Origin of the sequence: Caulobacter rhizosphaerae, from assembly GCF_010977555.1 — a bacterium.
In the GTDB taxonomy this organism is placed as follows: Bacteria; Pseudomonadota; Alphaproteobacteria; order Caulobacterales; family Caulobacteraceae; genus Caulobacter; species Caulobacter rhizosphaerae.
Map to the genome: position 1 here is coordinate 154795 of NZ_CP048816.1, position 23886 is coordinate 178680.

At 68.0% G+C, this 23886-nt stretch carries 15 protein-coding genes; 5 read left to right on the forward strand and 10 right to left on the reverse strand.

The genetic code is table 11. From position 1 onward, the window contains the following. The first annotated feature begins 25 nt into the window (after positions 1–25). The 3 genes from G3M57_RS26785 (at position 26) to G3M57_RS26795 (ending at position 6304) form a co-directional block, all read left to right on the forward strand. The gene (locus G3M57_RS26785) at positions 26–1102 is read left to right on the forward strand and encodes a Gfo/Idh/MocA family protein (protein ID WP_163233964.1); all 1077 of its coding nucleotides are present in this window, start codon (positions 26–28) and stop codon (positions 1100–1102) included. A 199-nt stretch (positions 1103–1301) separates the two neighbouring features. Beyond that, entirely contained in the window at positions 1302–2840 is a 1539-nt protein-coding gene (locus tag G3M57_RS26790) for a carboxylesterase/lipase family protein (protein WP_163233965.1), read from the forward strand. A gap of 56 nt (positions 2841–2896) precedes the next feature. Beyond that, positions 2897–6304 carry a glycosyl hydrolase gene (locus G3M57_RS26795; RefSeq protein ID WP_163233966.1) on the forward strand — a complete coding sequence of 1136 codons (3408 nt, stop codon included), beginning with the start codon at positions 2897–2899 and terminating at the stop codon, positions 6302–6304. A gap of 79 nt (positions 6305–6383) precedes the next feature. On the opposite strand, the gene G3M57_RS26800 is transcribed toward G3M57_RS26795, so the two are convergent. Further along, positions 6384–7940, reverse strand: a complete 1557-nt coding sequence (locus G3M57_RS26800; protein WP_163233967.1) for a tannase/feruloyl esterase family alpha/beta hydrolase — start codon at positions 7938–7940, stop codon at positions 6384–6386. 386 nt (positions 7941–8326) lie between these two features. Here G3M57_RS26800 and G3M57_RS26805 point away from each other — a divergent pair, with 386 nt between their 5' ends. Then, positions 8327–9139, forward strand: a complete 813-nt coding sequence (locus G3M57_RS26805; RefSeq protein WP_163233968.1) for a TetR/AcrR family transcriptional regulator — start codon at positions 8327–8329, stop codon at positions 9137–9139. Positions 9140–9186: 47 nt separating this feature from the next. Here G3M57_RS26805 and G3M57_RS26810 read toward each other — a convergent pair whose 3' ends face one another. The 6 genes from G3M57_RS26810 to G3M57_RS26835 all read right to left on the reverse strand — a co-directional run bounded on the left by G3M57_RS26810 (position 9187) and on the right by G3M57_RS26835 (position 19098). Next, positions 9187–10455 carry a serine hydrolase domain-containing protein gene (locus tag G3M57_RS26810; protein WP_244322646.1) on the reverse strand — a complete coding sequence of 423 codons (1269 nt, stop codon included), beginning with the start codon at positions 10453–10455 and terminating at the stop codon, positions 9187–9189. Between the two features lie 88 nt (positions 10456–10543). Then, positions 10544–11968, reverse strand: coding sequence for an MFS transporter (locus tag G3M57_RS26815; protein WP_163233969.1), 1425 nt, complete (start codon positions 11966–11968; stop codon positions 10544–10546). A gap of 137 nt (positions 11969–12105) precedes the next feature. After that, positions 12106–13806 carry a tannase/feruloyl esterase family alpha/beta hydrolase gene (locus G3M57_RS26820; RefSeq protein ID WP_163233970.1) on the reverse strand — a complete coding sequence of 567 codons (1701 nt, stop codon included), beginning with the start codon at positions 13804–13806 and terminating at the stop codon, positions 12106–12108. Positions 13807–13912: 106 nt separating this feature from the next. Further along, positions 13913–16252, reverse strand: coding sequence for a glycosyl hydrolase (locus G3M57_RS26825; protein WP_163233971.1), 2340 nt, complete (start codon positions 16250–16252; stop codon positions 13913–13915). Between the two features lie 35 nt (positions 16253–16287). After that, a complete protein-coding gene (locus G3M57_RS26830) occupies positions 16288–17916 on the reverse strand; it encodes a carboxylesterase/lipase family protein (RefSeq protein WP_163233972.1) in 1629 nt (542 codons plus the stop codon). 15 nt (positions 17917–17931) lie between these two features. Further along, positions 17932–19098, reverse strand: coding sequence for a serine hydrolase domain-containing protein (locus G3M57_RS26835; RefSeq protein WP_163233973.1), 1167 nt, complete (start codon positions 19096–19098; stop codon positions 17932–17934). Between the two features lie 266 nt (positions 19099–19364). Between G3M57_RS26835 and G3M57_RS26840 the strand changes: the two genes are divergently transcribed. Beyond that, a complete protein-coding gene (locus tag G3M57_RS26840; RefSeq protein WP_163233974.1) occupies positions 19365–20345 on the forward strand; it encodes an alpha/beta hydrolase in 981 nt (326 codons plus the stop codon). A gap of 63 nt (positions 20346–20408) precedes the next feature. On the opposite strand, the gene G3M57_RS26845 is transcribed toward G3M57_RS26840, so the two are convergent. The 3 genes from G3M57_RS26845 to G3M57_RS26855 all read right to left on the reverse strand — a co-directional run bounded on the left by G3M57_RS26845 (position 20409) and on the right by G3M57_RS26855 (position 23880). After that, the gene (locus G3M57_RS26845; protein WP_163233975.1) at positions 20409–21752 is read right to left on the reverse strand and encodes a serine hydrolase domain-containing protein; all 1344 of its coding nucleotides are present in this window, start codon (positions 21750–21752) and stop codon (positions 20409–20411) included. Positions 21753–21795: 43 nt separating this feature from the next. After that, positions 21796–22893 (reverse strand): L-rhamnose/proton symporter RhaT, encoded by a 1098-nt coding sequence (gene rhaT, locus G3M57_RS26850; protein WP_163233976.1) that lies wholly within the window; start codon positions 22891–22893, stop codon positions 21796–21798. Positions 22894–22977: 84 nt separating this feature from the next. Continuing rightward, on the reverse strand, positions 22978–23880 hold the full coding sequence (locus G3M57_RS26855; RefSeq protein WP_163233977.1) for an amidohydrolase family protein: 903 nt from the start codon (positions 23878–23880) through the stop codon (positions 22978–22980). Positions 23881–23886 lie beyond the last annotated feature (6 nt).

The window sequence follows — 23886 nt, forward strand, 5'->3', positions numbered from 1 at the left end:
AAGGCGCGTCGCCCTAGCCTGGCGCGTGACATTCAGCCGCCCGGCTCACGGATTGACGTGCAGGCAATCCTGCTTGTATCGATTCGGCCACGCGCCGCTCACGCCAAAGCCAGGATCGACATTGACTCCCTTTAGAATTGGGCTGCTGGGCGCTTCGCGCGTGGCGGTCTACGCCATCCTTGAGCCCGCCGCCGCGATGAGCGGGGTGGAGGTCGTCGCGGTCGCGGCGCGTGATCCCGAGCGGGCCCACGCCTATGCGCAAGCGCACGGGATAACGCGCGCCGAGGCCGACTATCAGGCCCTGGTCGAATGTCCCGACCTGGATCTGATCTACATCTCGACCGCGCCCCGGGACCATGTCGGTCAGGCGCTGGCGGCGATCGCGGCCGGCAAGCCGGTGTTGATCGAAAAGCCCGTCACGCTCAACGCCACCGAGGCCAAGGTCATCCATCGCGCGGCGGCGCGCGCCGGAACGCCCGTGTTCGAAGCGATGCATTCGCTTCATCACGGTATGTTCGCCCGTATTCAGGCGATCCTGGCCAGTGGCGAGATCGGGCGCGTGCGCAAGATCGACGCCATGTTCGGCGCGCCGATCGACCCGCAAGATCCCCTGCGTTGGCAAGCCGACCTGGGCGGCGGGGCCCTGATGGATCTGGGCGCCTATCCCATGGCCTGGCTGCGGCGGATCGCCGGTGAAGCGTTCGAGGTTCTCGGCGCGCGCCAGGAGCCGATTGGGGACGTGGACGGCTCCTTCCAGGCCGATCTGGTTTTCGCCGGCGACATCAAGTGTCGGGCCTATGCGTCCATGACGATCGAGCGGCCCACCGCGCGCCTGCAGATCGAGGGTGATCGCGGCATGCTTCTGGCGCTCAATCCGCTAGCGCCTCAGTTGGGCAACAAACTGATCGTCAAGGTGGGCGACCGTCAACGGACCGAAACCGTCGACGGCCCCAGCAGCTACGCCGCCCAGCTGGCGGCCGTGCGGGGCGCGGTGCTGGGGGAGGCTCCCTTCCCGCTCGAGGCTGACGACTTCGTGCACGCCATGGCGGCGTTGGACAAGGTGCGCGCGGCCCTGCGCGGAGCGGCGAGAAGCTCGGGTTAGGGTTCGGCGCCGCGCGACGCGGTTTGACATATAAGCAGTCCACCCTGTATCCATTTCCTCGTCCGGACCCCGCCGTTGGCCTTGAGAGTCCGCCAGGGGAGCAGGATGCCAGGGTCGATCGGCCGCTGGGCGGATGCAAGATCTGGCGATCTCGCCGACATCGGTTTGGTGTGTTTCTCGAGCCTGGGAGCGATCGCCCTTGAACTTCACCAACCGCCTGCTCGCTTGCGCGGCCCTTCTGCTGCTGGGCGCGAGCGTTGGACAGGTCAGGGCGCAAGCGCCGACGCCAGTTTCGGCGCCGCCCGAGGCGGCCTCGCCCCTCAAGGTCGTCAAGATCAAGCTTGGCTCGGGGCGCGTGGCCGGGCTGAGCGACGGGGTCGTGGCCAGTTGGAAGGCCATACCCTACGCCGCGCCGCCCGTGGGACCCCTGCGCTGGCGGCCGCCGCAGAAGGCCGAGGCCTGGCGCGGCGTGCGCCCCGCCGGCAAGGTCGGCGCGATCTGCGAGCAGGACTACAATTCCGCCGACAATGGGGTGGGCCCCCTGCCCAAGAGCGAAGATTGCCTGACCCTCAACATCTGGGCGCCGGCGGCGGCCAAGCGCGCCCCGGTCATGGTCTGGATCCATGGGGGCGGCTTCATCAATGGTTCGGGCACCGCGGCGCTGTACGACGGAGACGCCCTGGCGCGCCAAGGCGTGGTGGTCGTCACGCTGAACTATCGACTGGGCCGATTTGGCTTCTTCGCCCATCCGGCGCTGAGCGAAGGTCCAAGACCGGAGATGAGCGGCAACTACGGCCTGATGGATATCATCGCCGCGCTCGGCTGGGTTCGCGACAACATCGCCCGGGTCGGCGGCGATCCAGGCCATGTCACGATCTTTGGAGAGTCGGCCGGCGGCGTGGCCGTCAACGACCTGATGGTGTCGCCCCTCGCGCGCGGCCTTTTCACAAGGGCCATCGTCGAGTCGGGTCTTGGTCGAGAGGGCGCCTATGGCTTTGCGCAGGCGCAGGAGGCCGGTCGAGCGGTGACCGCCAAGGCGGGATTGCTCAACCCCACAGCCGAGCAGTTGCGCGCCCTGCCTGCGGAAGCGATCCTCAAATGGGGCGCGCTCGATCTGATGAAGGGCGAAGGCCCGATGATCGACGGGGCCCTGCTGCCGATGCGGCCGGCGGACGCGTTCGCCAAGGGGCTGGAAGCCCCCCTGCCCTATGTGGTGGGGTGGAACAACCTGGAGGCGCCGTTTCCGCCCGCCCTGGCCGAATTGATGATGAGCGCCAGCCCGCGGTTCTCCGCCGACCTGAAGACCCGCCTTCAGCAGGCCTACCCCAGCCCGCAGGCCTATGCCGACAACGTCGCCAGTGACCTGCTGTTCGTGGAGCCGGGCCGAAACCTGGCCAAGCTGCACGCCCGCAACGGCCATCCCACCTTCGCCTACCAGTTCTCGGTTCTGCCGACGGCGGCGACCGGCTTGAAAGGCACGCCCCACGCGGCCGAGCGGCAATATGTGTTCAACACCCTTGGGGCCTCGCCGTGGCCCACCGACGCCAATGATGCGGCCCAGGCCAGGACGGTCAGCGCCTTCTGGACGGATTTCGCCAAGGCCAAGCCGTCGTTCGGTCTCGACTGGCCGGCCTATTCTGAGGCCGAGCAACTGCTGGAATTCACCAACGCCGGTCCGCAAGTCGTCGTCGCGCCCCGCCTCGAGGCGCTCAAGATATTGGAGTCGCTCCAGCCCTAGGGCTTGATCGCGCGATCCGTCGCCCGCGCCTCTGTTCGTCAATCCAGGAAGTCGTCATGCCGCGTCCCCTCCTTCCCTTCCGCGCATCGTCTCCCACGCGCCGCGCGCGGTTTGACCGCGCCAGCGCCCTGGTGATTTCGGGGCTGTTGCTCTGGCCGGCCCTGGCGCAGGCGCAGACGGCCAGCGACGACCTGGCCGGGGGCTTTGTCCGGCCGCCGCAGGCGGCCAAGCCTCGCCTCTGGTGGCATTGGATGGAGGGCAACGTCACCGCCGAAGGCGCGCGTCTTGATCTGGACTGGATGCAACGGATCGGGGTGGGCGGCGTGCACGTCTTCTCGGGCGGCGGCTTTGGCGAGCCCAAGCTGGTCGATCAGCCCCTGCCGTTCATGAGCGCCGGGTGGCAAGAGGTTTTCCGTCAGTCGGTGCAGAGCGCCAACGCCGCGAAGATGGAAGTCGGCATCGCCGGTTCGCCGGGCTGGAGCCAGACCGGAGGCGTGTTCGTACCGCCGGCGGACGGCATGAAGAAGTACGTCTGGAGCGAAACGCGACTTGTCGGCGGCCGAGCGCCGCAGGCGACGCTGGCCGGCCCGCCGATCGCGGTGGGGCCTTTCCAGGGCGTGGCCGGCAAGAGCGCGGCCAAGCAACTGACCGGTCCGATCTATGCGGACGCCTTGGTGGTGGCCTTCCCCACCTCATCCCTGGAGGACTCGGCGGCGACGCCGCGTCTGAGCGCCAACGATCCGGCCGCCGACCTGTCCAGGCTAGCCCGACCGACCGAGCGGGCCGCGGCGAGCCTGCCCTTGTCGCCGGACGGCGCGGCCTGGGTCGAGGCGGGCTTCGACAAGCCCACCTTGCTGTCGGCCGTCGCCGTGGCGACCGGCAATGGCGTGAACGTCGAGGTCCAGGCCGCCGACCTCACCGGCGCCTGGCGTGTGCTCACACACCAGACCCTGGTGGCGCCCAGCGGGGTCGAACATCCCGCCCCGCAGCAGACCTTGGCCTTTCCGGCCACCGTCGCACAGCGGTTTCGGGTTGTGTTTTCATTGCTCGCGCCGCCGCCGCCGCTGCCGGGCTTGCCGCCCTCGCTGGCCCGCGTTCCGCCGCGTCCCAAGGCGATCACCCTGGACACCCTGGCCTTCTTCGCCTCGCCTCGGGTGAACCGCTTCGAGGCCAAGGCGGGGTTCCAGACCTCGATCGAGGCGGACGCCGTCCCGACGCCGGCGCTGACGCGGGGCGGAGCGATCGCCGCGGCTCAGGTGATGGACCTCTCCAGCAAACTCTCGCCCGATGGCCGACTAGATTGGACGCCGCCGAAAGGAAACTGGACCGTTCTGCGGTTCGGCTGGACCTTGACGGGCCAGACCAACGGGCCGGCCGAGGCGGCGGCCACGGGGCTGGAGGTCGACAAGCTCGATCCCGCCGCGGTGGGGCGCTACGCCGAGACCTATCTGGGCCTCTACGACCAGGCCAGCGGTGGAAGGCTCGGGCCGTCCGGCGTGGACGCCCTGATCACCGACAGTTGGGAGGCCGGCTTCCAGAACTGGACGCCGGGGCTTCTGGACGAGTTCAAGCGTCGGCGAGGCTATGATCCCGTCCCCTTCGCGCCAGTGCTCGCCGGGCGGGTGGTCGACAGCGCCGCGGCCAGCGAACGATTCCTCTGGGACTACAGGCTCACCTTGAAGGAACTGTTGGCCGACGCTCATCATGGCGTGCTCGCCAAGGCCGCGCACCAGCGCGGCATGACCTACTATACCGAAGCCTCCGGCGACAATCCGCGGGTCCTGGGCGATGGCATGGCGCTTAAGGCCCGGTCGGACATCCCGACCGCGGAGTTCTGGTATCGCGATTTCGCGTCGGGGCCTGGGCAAATGTCCCTGAGGGCCGACCTGCAGGAAGCCGCGTCCGCCGCCCACGTCTACGGAAAGCCGCTGGCCGCGGCCGAGTCGCTGACCGTGGCCGCCGGTCAGGATCCGTGGTCGTTCTCGCCGGCCATGCTCAAGCCGGTCGCCGACCGGATCTTCGCCCTGGGGATCAACCGGATCCTGCTCCACGAGTCGCGCCAGCAGCCACTCATCGACGCCAAGCCGGGCCTGACGCTGGCGATCTTTGGCCAGTATTTCAATCGCAATGAAACCTGGGCCGAGGACGCCGCCCCGTGGCTGACCTATCTGGCCCGGACCTCCTACCTGCTGCAGCAAGGCCGGTATGTCGCCGATGTCGCCTATTTCTATGGTGAAGACCGGACTCTGACCGAGCTCTTTCGCCGAAAGGCCAATACCGACGTTCCGCCAGGCTACGCCTACGACTACGTCAATCGCGAGGCCTTGCTGACCTTGCTGTCGGTCAAGGACGGCCGTGTGGTGACGCCCTCGGGCATGAGCTATCGCGTGCTCTACGCGCCGCCCACGGTCGATCGCATGACCGCCCCGGCGCTCCAGAAGATCCGCGACCTGGTGCTGTCGGGAGCCGTTCTGGTCGCGCCCAAACCGATCGGCGGGCTTGGCCTGGCCTCCAACGACGCGCAGATCGCCGCCCTGGCTCGCGAGATCTGGGGCGAAGCGGCGATCGGCCCGGCGGGCCGCGCGCTCGGCGCGGGCCGGGTCTATGCCAGCCTGGACCAAGCGCTGGCGGGCGAGAAGATCGCGCCCGACCAGCGTCTGTCGGGCGCGCCCGACGCCGAACTGCTGTCCCTGCATCGGCGGACCGATGACGCGGACATCTACTTTGTCTCCAACCAGAAGGATCGCGCCGAAGACGTCCGCGCCTTCTTCCGCGTCGAGGGCAAGGCCCCCGAGATCTGGCGGGCGACCAATGCGAGCATGGCCCCGGCCAGCTATGTGGCGCGCGACGGGGGAACCGAGACCTCGCTGCGCCTTGAGGCCGGGGAAGCGGCCTTCGTGGTGTTCAGAAAGGCGACCGCCCTTAAGAGCTTCCAGGCGCCGGCGCGCGCCGAGACGCTGGTGGCGCAGGCCAAGGGGCCTTGGAGCCTGACCTTCGGCCCGGGCTTGGCCGCGCCGCCGCCCACCACCGTGACGACCTTGGCCTCCTGGACCCAGGCGCCGGATGCGGCCACCAAGTACTATTCTGGCTCGGCCACCTACCGAACGCGGCTGGAGGTCCCCAAGGTCGCGGCCCGATCGGGCCAGCGGCTTTATCTGGACCTGGGCCAGGTTCGGGAACTGGCGTCGATTTCGGTCAACGGCAAGGCGGTGGGCGTGGCCTGGGCGCCCCCCTATCGGCTGGACGTGACCGACATGGTTCGTCCGGGGCGCAACGAGATCGCCGTACGGGTCGTCAATCTTTGGCGCAACCGTCTGATCGGCGACAAGCAGCCGGGCGCCAAGCCCGTGACCGTCGCGCCCATGGCGTTCTATGGGGCCGACGCCCCTCTGTTCGACTCCGGTCTGTTGGGCCCTGTTCGGCTGGTGTCCGAAATCAATGGTCCGCATCCGCTGAAGCCCTGAAGAGGCAAACGCAAAAGGGGCGCGTCCTAGACGCGCCCCTTGGGTTGCTTTCCGGGCCTGTCGGTCGTGGCTCCCAGGCCTAGCTCTTGGCGTCCGCCGGGCGACGACAGGAGAAGTTAGCCGCCTCGTCGGTCGAGCCCGAGCCGTTGTAGCGGGCGGTCATCGGGAAGGCGCACAGCGGGCGGCTGCGGACGGTCTTGGTTTCCTGTCCCAGGAAGGCGGCCATGGCGTTATCCGGCTTTTTGGCGATGATCCTGTCGGGAGCCTCGCCGCTGGAGATCCACCGGTCGATGTCACCGATCGGATCGAGCACGCTGGGGCCCGGCCCTTGTCCGCAATGGGCCATGCCCGGCGCCATGAACAGGCGCACGGCCTGGTCGGTCTTGGCGCCCATCCGCTTGCGCACGGCGGTGTAGTATTCGAGCGTGGCGCCGGCCGGGATCGCCGGATCCTCCCAGCCCTGATAGATCAGCAGCTTGCCGCCGCGCTTGACGAAGGGCGTCAGGTTCGGATCGATCGCGTCGACATCGGCGCCGACCTTGGCTCGGGCCTGGGCGTGGTCGGCGTCCAGGTCGAAGCCCTGAGAATCCCATTTGAGATCGTTCTTGACCAGGCCGCGGTAGAACTCGCGGGCCAAGCCGCTGCCCGCCTCCGGAGGCCCCATGAACCATGGGCCCCAGCCGGCGAGGCCCTCGCCTTTCTCGCTGCTGACGGGCAGGCCCGTATAGATCCGCTGACCGCGCTTTCCGTACGTGCCCTTGTAGACCGCGCGGACATAGCCGATCTCGGCCGGTGTGAGGCATTGGGCGGCGTCCTGGCCCGGCTTGCACTGAAGTTCGGCCGGGTCGAACTTGCAGGCGCGCGGATCCTCCAGCACGCCGTCGGCCACCCCGTCCAGACGGTCGCATTTGTGGATCGCGGCGTCATGGATCAGCGGCAGTTTGGCGCGCAGTCCCTGCAGGCCGGGCGTGTTCTTGAACAGCAGGCCGTCGCGCATGAACGAGGCCATCACCCCGGTGTAGTCGGCGGCCGGCGCGCCGGCGACGATGCCGTCGTAATCGGCCGGATAACGCTGAGCCAGGATCAAGGCGTCGCGGCCGCCGTTGGAACACCCGTGGAAATAGGCCCTGGTCACCGGCCGGCCATAGTAGGCGTCCAGGGCGGCCTTGGCCGCCACCGCGCCAAGATGGTTGGCGTTGTGCCCGAAATCCTTGATCCGGATCGGGGCGTCGATCGCCCAGGCCGCGTCGGTCGCGTCATCGTGGCCGGCGTTGGTGGCTACGCCCGCATAGCCCTTTTGCATGAGCGGACCAAACAGGAGCGCCGCGCTGGTCAGGCCCCCCGAGAGGCCTCCGCCGCCGACGCCGACGAGCTTGCCGTTCCAGGCGGGCGGCAGATAGACTTCCAGCTTGATCGATGATCCGGGGCCAGACGACGCCGTCGCCTTGATCCGACAGAAATTAACGGGCGCCTTGTACTCAGCGAAAGGAGTCTTGATCAGCGACTGGCCCTGGGCGATGACCTCGCTGTCCTGGACCAGCGCTCCGCCGAGGGTCTTGCCCTTCAACGCCGCGCAGCCGGCGGCGTCGACCTGAGCGGCCTCCGCCTGGCCGAGCGCGGTGGCGGGCGTGGTCAATTGCAGGGCCAGAATAATCCCCGCCGCTCCCGCGGTTCCCCCGAGAGCCAGGGCCCGTCTCGGACTTTTGAGAGCGCTAAACGCTTTGGTTCGCATGGGCCTTCTCCCCAGGTTTGTTTTCGATCTCATCGCATTTCGGGAAATAAAAAACAAGTTGTCTTGCTTTTATATGGGCCGGCGCCGGGGTTTCGGGGCGCTGGTTTGAATGTCCCTCCGGGTTAGGCGAGGTTCGGTGCGCCGTGTCGATTTGCCCGAGCCGCGGCGCGCAAGTAGTCTAAGTTGACCGAAGATGCGGGTTTGGACGCCATTGCCTTGAATCTGAGTGCATAATGGCCGGGAGAATCGCCCAACCGAGGGCTGACGACGTGGCGATGACGGGGATGAACGTGACCGAGAAACGACAGCGCCGCACGCAGGCCGAACGGAGCGCCACGACGCGGACCGTGCTGCTCGAGGCGGCGATCAAGTGCCTTTACGAGCACGGCTATGGCGCGACGACGACCATCAATGTCGCCGAGGAAGCCGGTGTGAGCCGCGGCGCGATGCTGCATCAGTTCCCGTCCAAGGCCGATCTCATGGCCTTCGTGGTCGAGGAGACCTTCGCTGACGAGGTCGACCTCTATCACAAGCTGCTCGAGGGCATCGATGACCCTCGTGAGCGCCTGCTGGCCTATCCTGAAGCGACCTGGCAGGTCTTGAGCCGGCCGGCCGGCGTGGCGGTCCTGGAGATCATGCAGGGGTCGCGTAGCGATCCGGAACTGGCCGACAAGCTCACGCCCCTGCTCGCCCAGATTCACACCCGCGCCCAGGATCAGCTGGCGCGGGAGTTTCCGCGCGGGCCGTCCCTGGCGCTGTTGCAACTGATCGTCGGCGCCATCCGCGGGCTGTCGATCATCAACGTTCTCAATCCGGGCGACGAAGGGGTGCGCGGCGCGATCCCGCTTCTGCAGCGTCTGCTGCGGGCGGGGATGGAAACGGGTGTCTTCGCACCCAAGGCCGGCGGAGCGACGCCCGCCGCCGCGCCGTCGAAGACCAAACCCAAGCCCGCGGCCGCCAAGGCGCCGAAGGCCAAGACCGCGGAGCCGGCCAAGGCCCGGACGAAGCCGGCGGTCAAGCGCGCGAGTGCTCCGGCCGCCGCGTCAGCCCCCGCCCCGGCCAAGCCCAAGGCCAAGCCTCGGCCGTCGTCGGCTCGCAAATAGCGCGCCGGCCTCCGGCCCGGGCCGGCCCCGGCCGGCCCTTTCGGACTCTAGGCGACGAGCGCCTTTTGCATGGCCGTCTCGAAGGGTATCTGGCTGGCGAAAGGGGGCTTGGCCAACTGGATGAAGAACGCGGCGACGAGGTCGCGCTCGGGCTCCACCCAGGTCTCCGTGCCGTAGGCCCCGCCCCAACCGTAGGCGCCCTTGCTGCGCCCATTCGACTTGCTCGGATCCTCGACGATCCGGACCGACAGGCCAAAACCGCTGTGTCCCGTGATCGGCGGAATCCATTGCTTGAAGAGCGCGCCGACATGATCCCGGCTCATCAGGTCCACGGTCTGCGGCTTGAGGATACGCTGGCCGTTGAGGCTTCCGCGGTTGAGCAGCATCAGGTCGAACAGCATGAAGTCGCGCACGGTGCTGAGCAGCCCGCCGCCACCGGCGATGTAGCTCATGTGCGTACGGCCCAGCAGCGCGTCGGCATAAGCCCATTGTCCATCGACGCGGTCGACCAGCGGCACGATACGGTTCTGCTTGCGCGCCGGGACATTGAAATAGGTGTCATGCATGCCCAGCGGTTGGAAAATACGCTCCTGCATGAAGACCTCGGCCGGCTGTCCCGAGACGATTTCCACCAGCCGCAACGCCGTCCCATGCGCTTCCAGGGGGGAGTAGTTGAACTTGCTGCCCGGTTGGAACTCCAGCGGCAGGGTCGCCAGCTTTGGCGTCCAGGTGGCCAAGGTGTCGGTCAGGGCATGCTGAGGTCTGCCAGGGGAGGCCACATCGTCCTTGCCAAAGCCGCCGACGGCCGGCAGCCCCGATGTGTGGGTCAGAAGGTTTTCGACGGTGATCTCGCGCTCGGCCGGGACGAGCGTGACTTGCGAAGGATCCTTCGTCCCCGGGACAGGGACCGCCACCTTCATGGACTTGAACTCGGGAATGAAGCGGCTGATGGGATCGTCCAGGGCGATCTTGCCTTCATCAACCATCATCAGGACCGCCACGGCGGTCACGTGTTTGGTTGAGGACATCATCCGAAAGATCGCGTCCTTGCGCATCGGGATCTTGGCGATCGGATCGGCCAGACCTTGGGCCTCGCACCAGACGAGCTTGTTGTGTCTGGCGACGGCGCTGACCGCGCCGCTGATGATCCCGGCGTCGATCTGTCCCTGGATGGCGGCGCGCACGCCCTCCAGTCCCGACGCGGAAAAGCCGCCGGCCTGGGGCGCGCTCGGCTTCCATACGAAGTGGTCGTTGCCGGCCGCCGTCGCTGGGGTGCCAAACAGCGCGCCCAGGGCCGCGCCGCCCCCCAGCGCCAAAAGACCGCGGCGGTCGATTCCCGCCGCGCGCGGCGTCGTCGCCGTCTCGCCGGCGATGCCCTCGCTTAGTTTCATCCTGGCGCCCTTCCTAGTGTGGCTTTTGGTTGTTGTGTGACACCCGGCCGCTCCGGCGAACCCGACGCCATTGGATCGCGCGGACCAGACGCCCGTGCGTCGCCGCGTCGATCGGATAGAACCAGATGGCCGCCGCGCTGGCGGCGAACAACAGGGCCGGGCCAAGCCCGTACATCGCCACGATCCCGTGCAGGGTGCTGGCTGACTGGGCGGCGTTGGCGACATAGCCGAACTGGTCGAGCAACAGGCCGATCGAACCGGTCCCAACGCCCAGGGCGACCTTCTGGGCGAAGCTGATCAGGCCGAAGATCGCCCCTTCGGAGCGAATTCCCGTCTTCCACTCGCCGTATTCGACCGTATCGGGGAGCATGGACCAGAAGGTCAGCACGAAGGCCCCGTTGCCCACGCCGGTGGCGGCCAGCAGCGCCCACAGCAAGGGACCTTGCCGCGGCGCCAGGAGATAGACGCCAAGATAGGCGGCGACATTGATCGCCACGCCCAGCAGCCAGGTCGTGCGCTTGTCCAGGCGTCTGGAGAGGGTCATCCAGACCGGCAGGCTCAGGGCCGCCAGGCCCAGCGTGGTCACAAGCCCCAAGGTCACCATGGCTTCGGACCCGCCCCAGTACTTGAGGTAGTAGACGAGCGCCTTGCCGGACATCGTGTAGGCCGTCGAGCCCAGGATGGTGGCCGGCAGCAGCAGCAGGAAGGGCTTGTTGACCCAGAGGGACTTGAGCAGGAGACCCAGGTCGGGGCTGTCGTGCGGGTCTTCCTCGACCGTCTCCTGGGTCCGTAGAAAGCAGAAGATCAGCACCGCCGCAGCCAGGGTGGAGTAGACAATGCTGACCGCCAGGAACCCGGCCTGACCGCCGCCAAAGGCCTTGACCAGCGGGAGGGTCAGCGCCGCCATGGCTACGCCGCAACCGATCGCGAACAGCATCCGCGCCCCCGCCAGACGCCCGCGGGTGTCGGAATCCAGCGTCAGTCGCGCCGAAAGGGCGATGTAGGGAATGTTCACCGTGGCGAAGACGGTGCGGTAGAGGACCTGGCTGGCCAGGGCGTAGGCGGCCAGCGCCGCGCCGGACAGGTTCAACGGCAGGAACATCGCCACCACGGCCAGGCCCAACGGAACCGCGCCGAACAGCATGTAGGGCCGATACCGGCCCCACCGTGTCCGCGTGCGGTTGGCGATCGCCCCGATGATCGGATCGGCGATCCCGTCCCAAATCAGCGCCGCCATCATGATCAGGCCGGCGGTCTTGGCGCTGAGGCCCAGGACGTCGGTATAGAAGTAGAGCAGGAACAGTGAGGAGAAGGCGAAGCTGAGGTTGAAGGCGAAGTCGCCGGCTCCATAGCTGGCGATGCGGCCTGGACCGAGGCGCGCCTGGCCTTGTCCCTCCCCCTTCGCGGCGCGCTGCGCCGGGAACGACTGATAGTTCACTTTCCACCCATTTGTTCTGGCGCGAACGCTGACGAATCCGTCGGATCCATCTTCGACGGTTCGGCCGATGATGTATCATTAAAAGCAGGACACTTTGTTTTTTATATGCGCGGACCACCCCGTGAACCCGCCGCGTGTCAGGCCCCCCGAGGACTGGGATGCTCAAGCCTCGCGCCCTGGCCAGGCTCGACCCTGCAGGTGAAGTTCGCCGCGTCGTCCGTCGAGCCCGAACCCTTGTAGTGGGCGGTGGCCGGCCAGGGGCACAGGGGCCGGGTACGGACGATGTCGCCGGGCTTTCCGAAGAGCAGCCCAAGCTGGCCGTCATGCTTGGCGGCCAGAATGGTGTCGGGCGCGGTGTTGGCCGACACCCAGGCGTCGATCACCGGAATGATGTCGAAGGTGTCGGGTCCATGGCCCAGGGAGCAATGGGCCATGCCCGGCGCCATGAACAGGCGCACGCTGCCTTGGCTGGCCGGGCCCAGGCGATCGCGGGCCGCGGCGTAGTAGTCCAGCGTGCTGCCGGCCGGAATGGCCGGGTCCTCCCAGCCCTGGAAGAGAATGAGCTTGCCGCCGCGGGCGGCGAAGGGGCGAAGATCCGGATCAAGCGCGTCCAGGGCCGCGCCGACCCTTGTCTTGGCCAGCCGATAATCGCGTTCGAGGTCGAAGGTCCGGGGGTCCCAGTCGAGGTTCTGGGTCACCAGGCCGCTATAGAAATCGTCGCTCAGCCGCACACCGGCCTTGGGGCCGTTGAAGAACCAGGGCGCCCAGCCCACGATCGGGATGATCGACTTGCCGTGTTCGCTGCCCAAGGGAAAACCTTGCAGCACCTGGACGCCGTCCTGGGTGCGCGGCCCGCGATAGATCGCTCGGGCGACCTGCACCTCGGCGGGCGTCAGGCACTTGTCGGACGTCTCGCCGGCCTTGCACTGCAATTCGGCCGGATCGAACCTGCAGGCGAGCGGATTTTCCAGGACGTCGTCGGCGACGCCATCGAGCCTGTCGCACTTGGCGATGACGGCCGAACGGATAAGCGAAAGCTTGGCGGGCAGCTTCTCGGCGCCGGGGGTTTGTTTGTAGAGGCGGTAATTGACCTGGGCGGTGGCCATCAGGCCGGTCCAGTTTATCGCCGGCGCGCCCGCGACGATGCCGTCATAGTCGTCGGGAAATCTCTGGGCGAGCATCAGGGCGTCGCGACCGCCGTTGGAGCAGCCGGAAAAGTAGCTTCGTTCGACGGGTCTTGCGTAGTAGGCCGAGGCGATGGCCTTGCCGGCGAGCGCGGCGACGTGATTGGCCCGGTAGCCGAAATCCTCGATGCGAGCCGACGAACCGATCCCCCAGGCGGCCTTCTTGGCGTCGGTGTGGCCCGCGTCGTTGGCCACGCCCGCGTAGCCGCGCGCCAGCTCGCGCATCAGGGCTCCGGTGGATCCGCTCAGGCCGCCGCTCAATCCTCCGCCGCCGACGCCGAGCAGCTTGCCGTTCCACGTCGCTGGCAGCAGCACCTCGATCCGGATCGAGGAACCGGGGCCCGAGGAGCCGACCGCATGCACACGACAGAACGGCACGATGGCCCTGCTCGACCCGAACAGGTTGCGACCGCCCTTTTGCCCGGCCGACACGATCTCGACGCGCTCCACGCGCGTGTCGCCGAATGTTCTGCCCGTCAGCGCCTTGCAGGCCGTCGCCTCCTGAAGGGTGAGCGCCTTGGCCACGGGGCGGGCCTGCGTCGGCGCGGCGGCGTGGCCGGCGGCGACCGCGGCCGCCAGGGCCAAAGCCGCGCCGCCGGCCAGCAGCGCCGCGCGCTGGGTGGCCATGATCGATTGCCGTTGTAGGCCGCTCATCGTCCTGCTCCGTTCACCGATATCGGTGGAAAACGCATCTGCCGTGAGCGCCTGAACGGGCGCTCGCCCCGCGGCGAACGCGCCGCGACGGCGCGCTCGCGCGGGATTATTTCTGGACCCCGACCACGGCCAGGCTGGAGAGGGCCTCGACGCGCAGCGAGAACTGCGTTCTGGGACCGTCCGGACCCTCCAGATGACGAAGACCCGAAATCGCGGTCGTCTTGCCGTCGTGCGGGTTCCAGAACGCGGCCTTGTCGAGCCGGCCGCGCACGGTGACGAGGGTCTGCACCGGCCCGTCGCTGGAATTGCCAAAATAGTAGATGTCGCGGCCATCGCGTTGGCGATGGGTATAGCCGAACACGCCGATCCCCTTGGTGGCGATCGGGCCTTCGAACCCGACATCCGGCGTCAGCTTGAGCGCATCGAGCGCCTGCGCCAGGCTTTCGGGGCTCGGTTTGGCCAGGAACACCGCGCGACCGCCGGCGGCGTTGCGATGCACGTCTCCCGCCGCCGCGTCCGGGCCTCCGAATATCGCCGCGACCATCGCGCCGATCTTGGCGTCCTGGCCAAACTCGGCCGATCGCGACGGAAGCTTGGAGGTGGCGACGACCGCGCCGCCCGCGTCCCAGAACGCCTTGATCTTGGCCAGTGCCGCGACGGAGATCACCTCCCCGCCCGGTAGGACCACGGCCTTGAACTGTTCGCGGTTGATCTTGTTGCTCATCTCCAGGCTCGCGCCCTTGACCTGCAACTTGTCGCCGGCCAGCGCGTCGGGATGGATGAAGGTGAAGTCCCGGTGCAGGTCGCTCAGCAGCATCTCGCCGACGGCCTGATAGTCGGCGTCGGCATAGGCGTAGGCGCCGGTCGGCAGGTCCGCGGAATTGCCCGGAGCGTTGAAGCTGTAGAAGGCCTGCAGCGACTCGATGGGGAACATCACGGCGATGTCGGCGACATGGCGGCCGCCCTGCAGGAGGTAGGCGCTGCGCCCGGTCCAGCGCACCAGGTCCGCGCCGGTGCCGATCGGCTTGGAGGGTTCGCGCCCGCCGAGGACGAAATGGTTGAAGCCCCGGACGAAGAGCTCGATGGTCCGTCGGTAGCCGTTGGCGTCGTTGTCGATGCTGAAGGCCTCGGCCGCCGTCAGCGGCAGGTCGCGCTCGGCCGAGACCGAGCTGATCAGTTTGAAGCCGCTGCGTGCGAAGCCCACGCCCCAGAGCACGTCGGCCATCGGCACGTCGGTATGGCCATAGAACTTGAAGGGGTCGCCGATGGTGTCGGTCGGCTGCAGATCATAGTTGCCCGGTGCGTGGCCAGTGGACCTCACGCCGTGGTCATGCGCCCAGTCGGTGATGAGCTTGGGAAAGGTCTCGCCGAGGATCTCGGCCCGAGCCTTGAAGAACCCGACCCGGGCGGGGACGGTGTCGGGGCCGATATCCGCCCAAAGCGCGGGATAATAGAGGGCCGCCGGCCGACCCGTCAGCGCCTCGAAACGCGTCGCGATCGCCGGGTTCCAGGTCTTCTCGTCCATCAGGATGCCGACGTCGTCGAAGAAGGTGAACTTGATCGTCTCGCCGAACGCCTTGCCCAGGGTCTCGTGCGCGCGGTCGTAGCTGGCCTTGATAAACCACTGCGTGGCTTCAGGATCGAGGTAGTCGGCCGTGGCGTAGTAGTCCGGACTCATGCCCTTGGCCGCCGCGGTGGCGATGTAAAACCGTTGGACACGCCAATTGCCGTATGGCGCGACCCAATCGATCCGGTCGCCCTTGGCGTTGGCCAGCAGGTCGACGCGCTCGTTGTTGGCGGTGTTGAGTGCGACGACCGCCGTTGGCCGCTCTGCGCTCTCCAGGTCCAGGCGGTAGGGCTGCGAGGCCGAAACGGTCGTTTCCTCCCGCCGGATCAGCTTGCGATAGTATTTGGCCGGGATCGTGCCGTCGGCGCTGCCGCTCGGAAAGCCGGCCTCGTCGTAATAGGTGACATAGCGACCCTCGCGTCGGGCTTGATCCAGGACGCCTTGGACCGCGGAGAACCATTGTGGGGTCATGTAACCAAGACCTGGCGCCTCGCCCGGACCGGCCTTGCCGTCGGCGAGATAGGATCCAAACCGCGCCTCCCCCGGCAGCGCCTTGGGCAACCAGGGCGAGGCGTGGGCCGGATAGCGGTCCAGCAAGCCGATCGGCATCTTAATCAGGCCGGCGGTGTCGAACGGCTTCTTGCGGCTGGGGTCGCCTTGCGGATTGATCAGGATCCCGCCCGCGTCGAGCTCGAAGATCGCGCGTTTGGCGACGACATCGAGGGGGCCCTTGTATCCCGAGCCTTCGTCCAAGGTGATGGTGGGGCGATACTGCGCCGGCGGGCTGGCGAAGGTCTTGGCGTCGATCCGTTGCGCCAGAGCAGGGTGTGCGAGGCCAGCGCCCAGCAGGGCGGCGGTGGCGAACAGGATGTGACGCATTTGAACTCCTTTGATCCGTTGGCCGCGCTGCGGGTCTAGGCCTTCGCCAGGGCTAGCCTGACGGCCGCCCCTTCCGGCTCGGGCGCGACACGGCACGGGGCGTCGAAAATCATGGTGGCGCGGTCGGCGCCGAAAGTGGGCCAGTCGGGAAGGCCTGGATGGCCCGGTTGTCCGCGCCTGGCGAAAGCGCACCAGGCGTCGGCCATCTGGCCGGCCAGGCGCAGGGCCTGCGGCCCGCCGCCGGTCTGGTTCACGCAGAGACCGGCGTTGTCGAAAACGAACGCGATCTCGGCGCTGTGGAAGGTCTTGGGACGGCCCTGGAGCATGGGCGTGCGCCAGGTGAAAAGGTATTGCCAGACCTTGCCGTCGACCGCGTGCTTGCGGTCCGCCAGGGCATAGGCAGCGTCGCGAATGCCGGCGGTCTGCATCGCGCACCACAACTCGATCGGCGCCCGATCGGGATGGGCGCTCTGGTAGGCCGCCACGATCCTCGCGCCGCGCGCCCCATAGGCCTTGGAGGCGTCGGCCAGGAGCGCGACGTCGTCATAGCGCTCGCTGTCGGCGCGCCCCACTGGATTGACCAGCTCATTGAGCACGGTGCCCACCATCAGGGGCACGCCTGGGGCAAGACCCTCCGTTGAGCCGGGCGCATGCGGAAGGACGGCGCCGTCGACCACCGGCGACCACTGCAGGAAACGGCCGGCCGCGCCCGCCGCGCGGCACAGCGCGTCCGTCGGCAGGCCGGCGAGCCGATCCAGGTCGCCGTCGGCGATCTCCAGGTCGTCGAGCACGGCCCGGGTCAGCCGCGCGGCGGCGTCCTTGCTGGTCACGCCGAAGCCGGGAATCGCGCCGCTCTGGACGATGGCCTTGTGGAAAAGCCCCCTGGCCGAGGGCATGGCCATCAAGGCCTGGACCTTGCCGCCGCCGCCCGACTGGCCAAAGAGGGTCACGTTGTCCGGATCGCCGCCGAAGGCCGCCGCGTTGGCGCGCACCCAGCGCAGGACCGCCACGATGTCCTGCAGGCCAAGGTTCACCGATTCCGACCATTTGCCGCCGAAGCCCGACAGATCCAGATAGCCGAAGAGGTTGAGGCGGTGATTGTGGGTGATGACGACCACGTCGCCGCGACGCGCCAGGTTCTCGCCATCGTAGGCCAGAAGGTCATGTCCGGATCCGGCCGCGAAGGCGCCGCCGTGCATATAGATCATGACCGGTCGCCGACCCGCGCCGCTCGGGGCCCAGACGTTGAGACGAAGACAATCCTCGTGCGGAACATGCGGCAAATAGTTCCGGTAGAGCAGGAAGCTGTCCTCGGGCGCTTCGACCAGGGGGCCGTCCTGACTGGAGGCGGGCGAAACCGGGCACTGGGGCCCGAAGGCCAGGGCGTCGCGCACGCCCGCCCAGGCGGGCGCGGGGCGCGGCGGCAGGAAACGGTTGGCCCCGGCGGTCGTGGCCCCATAGGGCACGCCCTTGAAGATGCGAACCCCCGCGCTCTCCACGCCTCGAAGCCGTCCGCCCTGGGTCTCGACCACCGGCTGGATGGGGTTGGGGAGCGGCCGGCCAGGCGTGCGCCGTGGCGGCGCGGCCGGGGCGGCGGCTAGAGCCGGGCTTACAGCGCCGGCGGCGGCCAGGCCCAGCAGGCCGCGGCGAGCGATCGGGTTCATCGCGCCTCCTCCGGTCTATTGGCCACAGCGCCGATTGCGCTGGCAGGCCTGGGTCACCCGCTTCTCGAACGTCAGGGCGTCGGGCGAGCCGGCGCCGCCGGCGTTGCTCAGGCTGATCATCCAGACCGCGGCCAGGCCCGTGGTCGGATCGACCCAGAAGTGCGTGCCATAGGCGCCGCTCCAGCCATAGGCCCCGGCCGGAAGGGGCGACCCGGCCGCGACCGGGTCGCCGATACGCCGGACCATCAGGCCGTAGTCCAGCCCCGGCGAAAGGCCGGGAAAACCCGCGGGGATCTGTGCGCGCCGGATCTCGGCGACCGAGGCGGGCTTGAGAATCCGCACGCCGTCGAGCGCGCCGTCGTTGGCCAGCATCTGGGCCAGACGAAGGTAATCGCCCACCGTGGAATAGAGGCCCGCGCCGCCAGACGGATAGGTCAGGGGCGGGAACATCGGCTTGGCCGGCGTCAGGGCGCTCGCCTTGGCCTCGTAGAGCCCGACCAGACGTCCCTTCTGCTCGACGTTCAGGCTATAGCCGGTGTCCTTCATGCCGAGCGGGCTGAAGATCTTGCGTCGCACGAAGGCGTCGTACGGTTCGCCGGCGACGACCTCGACGACACGGGCGGCGACATCCGCGCCTTCCACGCCGCTGTAGGCCCAGGCGCTTCCGGCCGGCACGGTCCGCTTGGCCATCGCCGTGGCGTGCACCCGTTGCTCCAGGGTGCTGGGGGCGAAAGGCAAGGAGCCAAAGCCAATGCCGCTCGTATGGGTGAGCAGGTGGCGCAGGGTCAGGGGCGGGGCCCCGGCCGGCCCGAAGCCCTGAAATTCCGGAAGCACCTTGCTGACCGGCGCGTCGAGATCGAGCTTGCCGTCCTGCACGAGGATCATCACGGCGACCGCGGTGACGGGCTTGGTCATCGACATTTGCTGGAAGATGCTGTCGATGCGCACTGGCGAGCGGGTTTGGGTGTCGGCCAGGCCAACGGCCTCGATGTCGAGCACCTTGTCGCGACGCGCGATGGCGAAGGCCGCGCCCGGATAGCGATGCTCGGCGAGGTCCGCCTCGACACCGGTCCGAACCGAGGCGAAGTCCGCCGCCGGTCGACGACGCGTCGCGCCATCGGGCGCGGTGGCGCAGGCGGCGAGCGCTCCGCACAGGACCAGGGCGGCCATGGTGCGCGTCAAGTTCTGGGTTGTCCCCAAGGTGCTCGCCTCCTCCGCGACCGATTTGAGGCCCGCGCCCCCCTTTTCGGCGCAGCCTAGCTCTCGGCGATTCAATTGCAAGCAGTGAGTACTGTTTCTGAGGCTGTGTAAAATTAAAAAGCGGTCAAGATCGCTTGTTTACTCACGCGATCGCGTTATCCAATGCTGGGCGTTCCGCGTCGGCCCTCCGATCAAGCCTGTCGCTCGGAGCCTCCCGCCGCCGCGGGACGACCTTGGGGAACCTGACCATGCGCGCGCACCGATCAACCGTGATGACCCTGGTCGCCTTGGGCGCGGCCTGGGCGATCGTCCCTCCCGCCATCGCCGCGAGGCCCGGTCAGGCGTCGCTGGTCGCCCCCTCCCCCGTCGCCCCTCTGGCGGCTTCGGGCCGCCAAGAGGAGATCGTCCCCCTCTGGCCGGGGCCTGCGCCGCTGTCGGTCGATGTCTCGGGGCCTGAGACCTACAAGCAGGTGGACCTGCCCGGCATCGGGTCGATCGGTGTCGTCGTCGATGTCAGTCAGCCCACGATGACGGTGATCAGACCCGAGCCTGGCAAGGCGACGGGCGCGGCGATGCTGGTCGTGCCCGGGGGCGGGTTCGCGGCCCTGGCCTGGGACCACGAGGGCCTGGAGGCGGGCCGCTGGCTCGCCGCGCGCGGGGTCACCGCCTTTGTTGTCAAATATAGGGTCGGCAAGGTGACGCCGCCGGCCGGCCCCGCGCCGAAAAGCGCCGCGGAGTTTCTTCGCCGGGTCCTGGAGCCTGGGCGGCAGTTGGCGCTGGCCGATGTCGGCCAGGCCGTCCGAAGGGTCCGGTCCGACGCCGCGAAATGGGGTGTCGATCCTCATCGCGTGGGGATGATCGGCTTCTCGGCCGGCGCGATCACGACCATGGGCCTGGTGCTCGAGGGGGCCCAGGATGTTCGGCCTGACTTCGCCGCGCCGATCTACGGCATGGCCGCGGTCGAACGGCCCGTCGCCAAGGACGCGCCGCCGCTTTTCATCGTCGCGACCCAGGACGACGAGACCGTCCCCGTCGAGGGCAGCGAGCGACTGTTTGATCTGTGGACCAAGGCCGGTCGACCCGCTGAACTTCACCTCTATCAGCAGGGGCGGCATGGGTTTGGGATGCGCGCCAAGGGGCTGCCGGTCGACGGCTGGACAGACGCCCTGGAGCGATGGCTCGCGACGCATGGGGCCTTGGCGCGGGCCAACACCGAGCCGAGGCGCTGACGCGCTGTTGAACCTGAAAGGACGAAAGCCGGGACCGTGGACGTCATCGGCCTTCGGACGGCGTCAGCTTACGATGGCGGCGTGAACGGCCTTCTCGAAATCGTTTTCGACGGCGAAGGTCAGCGGCTTGACCTGTTGAAAGAAGGCCGCGACCATCTGGCGCTGGGGATCGACCCAACTGTCGGTGCCGTAGGCGCCGCCCCAGCCGAAGGCGCCGACGCCCCGGCCGTTGGCCTTGGCCGGATCCTCGACGATCCGCACGGTCAGGCCAAATCCATGGCCGGCGGTGAGCGGCGGAATCCATTGCCGGAACAGGGCGCCGGCGTGATCGCGGGTCATCAGGGCGACGCTTTCGGGCCGCAGGATCCGGCGACCGTTGAACTGACCGCGATTGAGCAGCATGAACTCCAGATTGATGAAGTCGTGCACGGTGCCAAAGAGGCCGCCGCCGCCCGAGAAATAGCGATACGGACCGGGCCCGAAGACGTGATCCTGGGCCGACCACTGTCCGTTGATCCGACCGAAGATCTTGACCAGGCGCGAGGTCTGCGCGGCCGAGAGGTTGAAGCCGGTGTCACGCATGTCGAGCGGTTCGAAGAGGCGCTCGCGCAGGAAGACGTCCGCCGGCTGCCCCGAGGTGATTTCGACGATGCGCAGCGCCACATCCAGGGCGTCGGTCGGGGAATAGCTGAACCTGGTTCCCGGTTGGAAGTCGAGCACCGCGGTTCCCAGCTTGCGGGTCCAGGTCTCCAAGGTTTCGTCCGGGGCGCGCTGGATCCTGTTGAGGGCGGCGGCCGGGCTCGGCGAGAGCTTGTCGCCGACGCTGGTGATGCCGGAGGTGTGGGTGAGCAGGTGCTCGATGGTGATCTCGCGCTCGGCCGGCACGAGCTGGGCCTGGGAAATGTCGGTCACGCCGGGCGGCAAGACCGCCACCTTCATGTCCTTGAAGGTCGGAATGAAGCGGCTGACCTTGTCGTCCAGCGACAATTTTCCGTCCTCGATCATCATCAGGACGGCGATGGCGGTGACATGTTTGGTCGAGGACATCATCCGGAAGATGTCGTCCTTGCGCATGGGCTCGCCCGCCACCGGATCCCGGAAGCCTAGAGCTTCGTACCAGACCAGTTTGCCGTTGCGGACGATGGCGCTCACCGCGCCTGGGGTGTCGGCCGCCTCGATGTGCTTTTGGATGGTCGCGCGAACGTTCGCCAGGCCCGCGGCGCTGAATCCCCCCGCGTCGGGCCCCGCCAGGGTCCAGTCAAAATGCGCGCCGCCGGCCCAAGCGGTCCGGGCGGTCGCGACCGATCCCAGGGCCGCGGCCCCGCCCAGGGCCAGAAGGCCTCGTCGCGACAGGCCTGGGCGGCGTGGCGCCAGGAGCAGGCCGCGCGGGTCGCTCGAGAGGGGCATCGGGTTCTCCACGAACGTCATTTTGGACTGATGGCCGGCGGCCTCAGGTCGCGCCGATCTTGTTGCCGTAGCCGATGACGATGGTGGCCAGGATCAGCAGTCCCACCCCGCTCCACACGGCGGCCTTGACCGCCGGGCGGGCGTCCTTCCACTCCCGCAGCGCGAACCCCCAGACGGTGCCGAAGATGATGATGCTGGCCATATGCAGGGTCCAGCTGGAGAAGCCGAACTTGCCCATCTGGCTTTCGCCCATGGTGTAGAAGAAGAACTGGAAGTACCAGGCCGTCCCGGCCACGGCGCACAGCAGGTAGTTGACCAGCAAGGGCGAGCGCTTCAGGGCCGCCACCTCGGGCTTGTCGGAAACTTCCGCCGGGCTGACCGCGCCCATCCACTGGCCCGCGCTCTTGTTGCGCAGGATCAGAAATCCGCACCACAGGCCGTTGGTGATCAGGCCGCCGAACATCACCAGGCAGAGAACCGGCAGGCCGGTCCACAGCGGGCCGGTGCCGGCCGCCGCCGACAGGGCCTTGATCGGCTCGCCAGCCGCCAGGCCGAAGGCGAAACAGGCCGACATGATCCCCGAGAAGATCGCCACGGCCACGCCCTTCTTGAAGTCGAACTCGGCGATGACCGCCTTCTTGGCGTCCTCGGATAGCGCCGCGTCCTTGCGCGCCCCCGCCAGGGCCACCACCACGATGCCGGCGATCGTGATTAGCAGGCCCAGCAGGATGATCCGGCCGGAGGTCGTCGCCAGCAGCTTGTCGGCGAAATCGCCCTGTACGAGCGGCGGGATCAGGGTGCCGAACACCGTGCATAGGCCCAGCACCACGGCCATGCCCAGGGACAGGCCCAAATAGCGCATGGTCAGGCCGTAGGTCAGGCCGCCAAAGCCCCACAGCACGCCGAACAGGACGCACAGACCCGCGACCGAGTGGGGAACCTGGGCCATGACCCCGCCCAGGTCCTTGGTCTGGAGAAAGGCGATGGTCCAGGGGGCCAGGAGCCAGGAGAAGACGCCTCCCGTCAGCCAGAAGATCTCCCAGGACCAGCGGCGCACGCCGCGATAGGGCACGTAGAAGCTGGCCGAGGCCAGGCCGCCGAGCCAGTGGAACAGCACGCCCAGCAAGGGGTTGGGGGTCATAGGTCGATCTCCTGGCGTCGCTTGGGGCGAACGATTGTGGCTTTCCTCCAGCCGCTCTGGCGGCGGCTTGGCGCGGTCGGTGGTCTAGAGGCGGTAAATTCGGGCGGCGTTGTCGGCGAAGACCGCCTGGCGCTCGCCGGCGTTGAGGCCGCGCGAGGCGTAGTCGAAGGCGGCGAAATGCTTGCCGAACGCGCCGTGGACGCGATCGACCGGGAAATTGCTGGCGAACATCACGCGCTCGACACCAAAATAGTCGAGCAACTGGTGAACGTAGGTCTCGATGCCCGTCGCCGACCAATTGCGGTCGACCCCGCCGAAGTTGGAAATCTTGACCGACACGTTGGGCGCGGCGGCCAGGGCGTCCATCCCCGTCGCCCAGACCGCCAGACCCGCCGCGTCGCGATCGGTCGGCATGCCGGCGTGGTTGACGATGATGGGCGTGTCGGGATGGTCGGCCGCGAGGCGGGCGGCGTCGAACATCTGGGCCGGATAGAGCTGCAGATCGAACGACAGGCCATGCTTGGCGAGTAGGCCAAAGCCGGCCCGCCAGGCGGGGTTCTTGAGGAGATCGCGTCGCGTGTAGGTCTTCAGCGGGTTGGTGTGCCAGTTGACGATCTGGCGCACCCCGCGGACGTTGCTGCGGGCGGCGTGCGCCTCCAGCAGCGGCTCGACGTCGGGCAGTTCCAGGCAGGCGCCGGCGACTATGGCCTGCGGAAATCCCCGGCGCTCGGCGATCTCCTGCAGCCAGTCGGTCTCCGACAGCTGGTCCTTGGGCGGCAGGCCGCATTCGACATGCACGGTCTGGATGACGTTCCAGCCCCGCGTCTCGGCCAGATAGTCGTCCAGACCATAGGACCTGTAGGCGATGCCCGAGGTGTCCCCGGCCGGATTGTGCGGCAGCGGCTCGTCCTGCAGCCAGCCGTAGTAGTGCCGGTCCAGGTCCCACAGATGCATGTGGGGATCCACGATGGGGCCGGTGTAGGCCATGGACGC

What these genes read in the sequence shown, in the direction of transcription:
- G3M57_RS26845 (WP_163233975.1), bottom strand. Translation starts at nt 21,752, where the DNA reads ATGCCCCTCTCGAGCGACCCGCGCGGCCTGCTCCTGGCGCCACGCCGC.
- G3M57_RS26830 (WP_163233972.1), bottom strand. Translation starts at nt 17,916, where the DNA reads ATGAACCCGATCGCTCGCCGCGGCCTGCTGGGCCTGGCCGCCGCCGGC.
- G3M57_RS26820 (WP_163233970.1), bottom strand. Translation starts at nt 13,806, where the DNA reads ATGAGCGGCCTACAACGGCAATCGATCATGGCCACCCAGCGCGCGGCG.
- G3M57_RS26855 (WP_163233977.1), bottom strand. Translation starts at nt 23,880, where the DNA reads ATGGCCTACACCGGCCCCATCGTGGATCCCCACATGCATCTGTGGGAC.
- rhaT (WP_163233976.1), bottom strand. Translation starts at nt 22,893, where the DNA reads ATGACCCCCAACCCCTTGCTGGGCGTGCTGTTCCACTGGCTCGGCGGC.
- G3M57_RS26825 (WP_163233971.1), bottom strand. Translation starts at nt 16,252, where the DNA reads ATGCGTCACATCCTGTTCGCCACCGCCGCCCTGCTGGGCGCTGGCCTC.
- G3M57_RS26795 (WP_163233966.1), top strand. Translation starts at nt 2,897, where the DNA reads ATGCCGCGTCCCCTCCTTCCCTTCCGCGCATCGTCTCCCACGCGCCGC.
- G3M57_RS26840 (WP_163233974.1), top strand. Translation starts at nt 19,365, where the DNA reads ATGCGCGCGCACCGATCAACCGTGATGACCCTGGTCGCCTTGGGCGCG.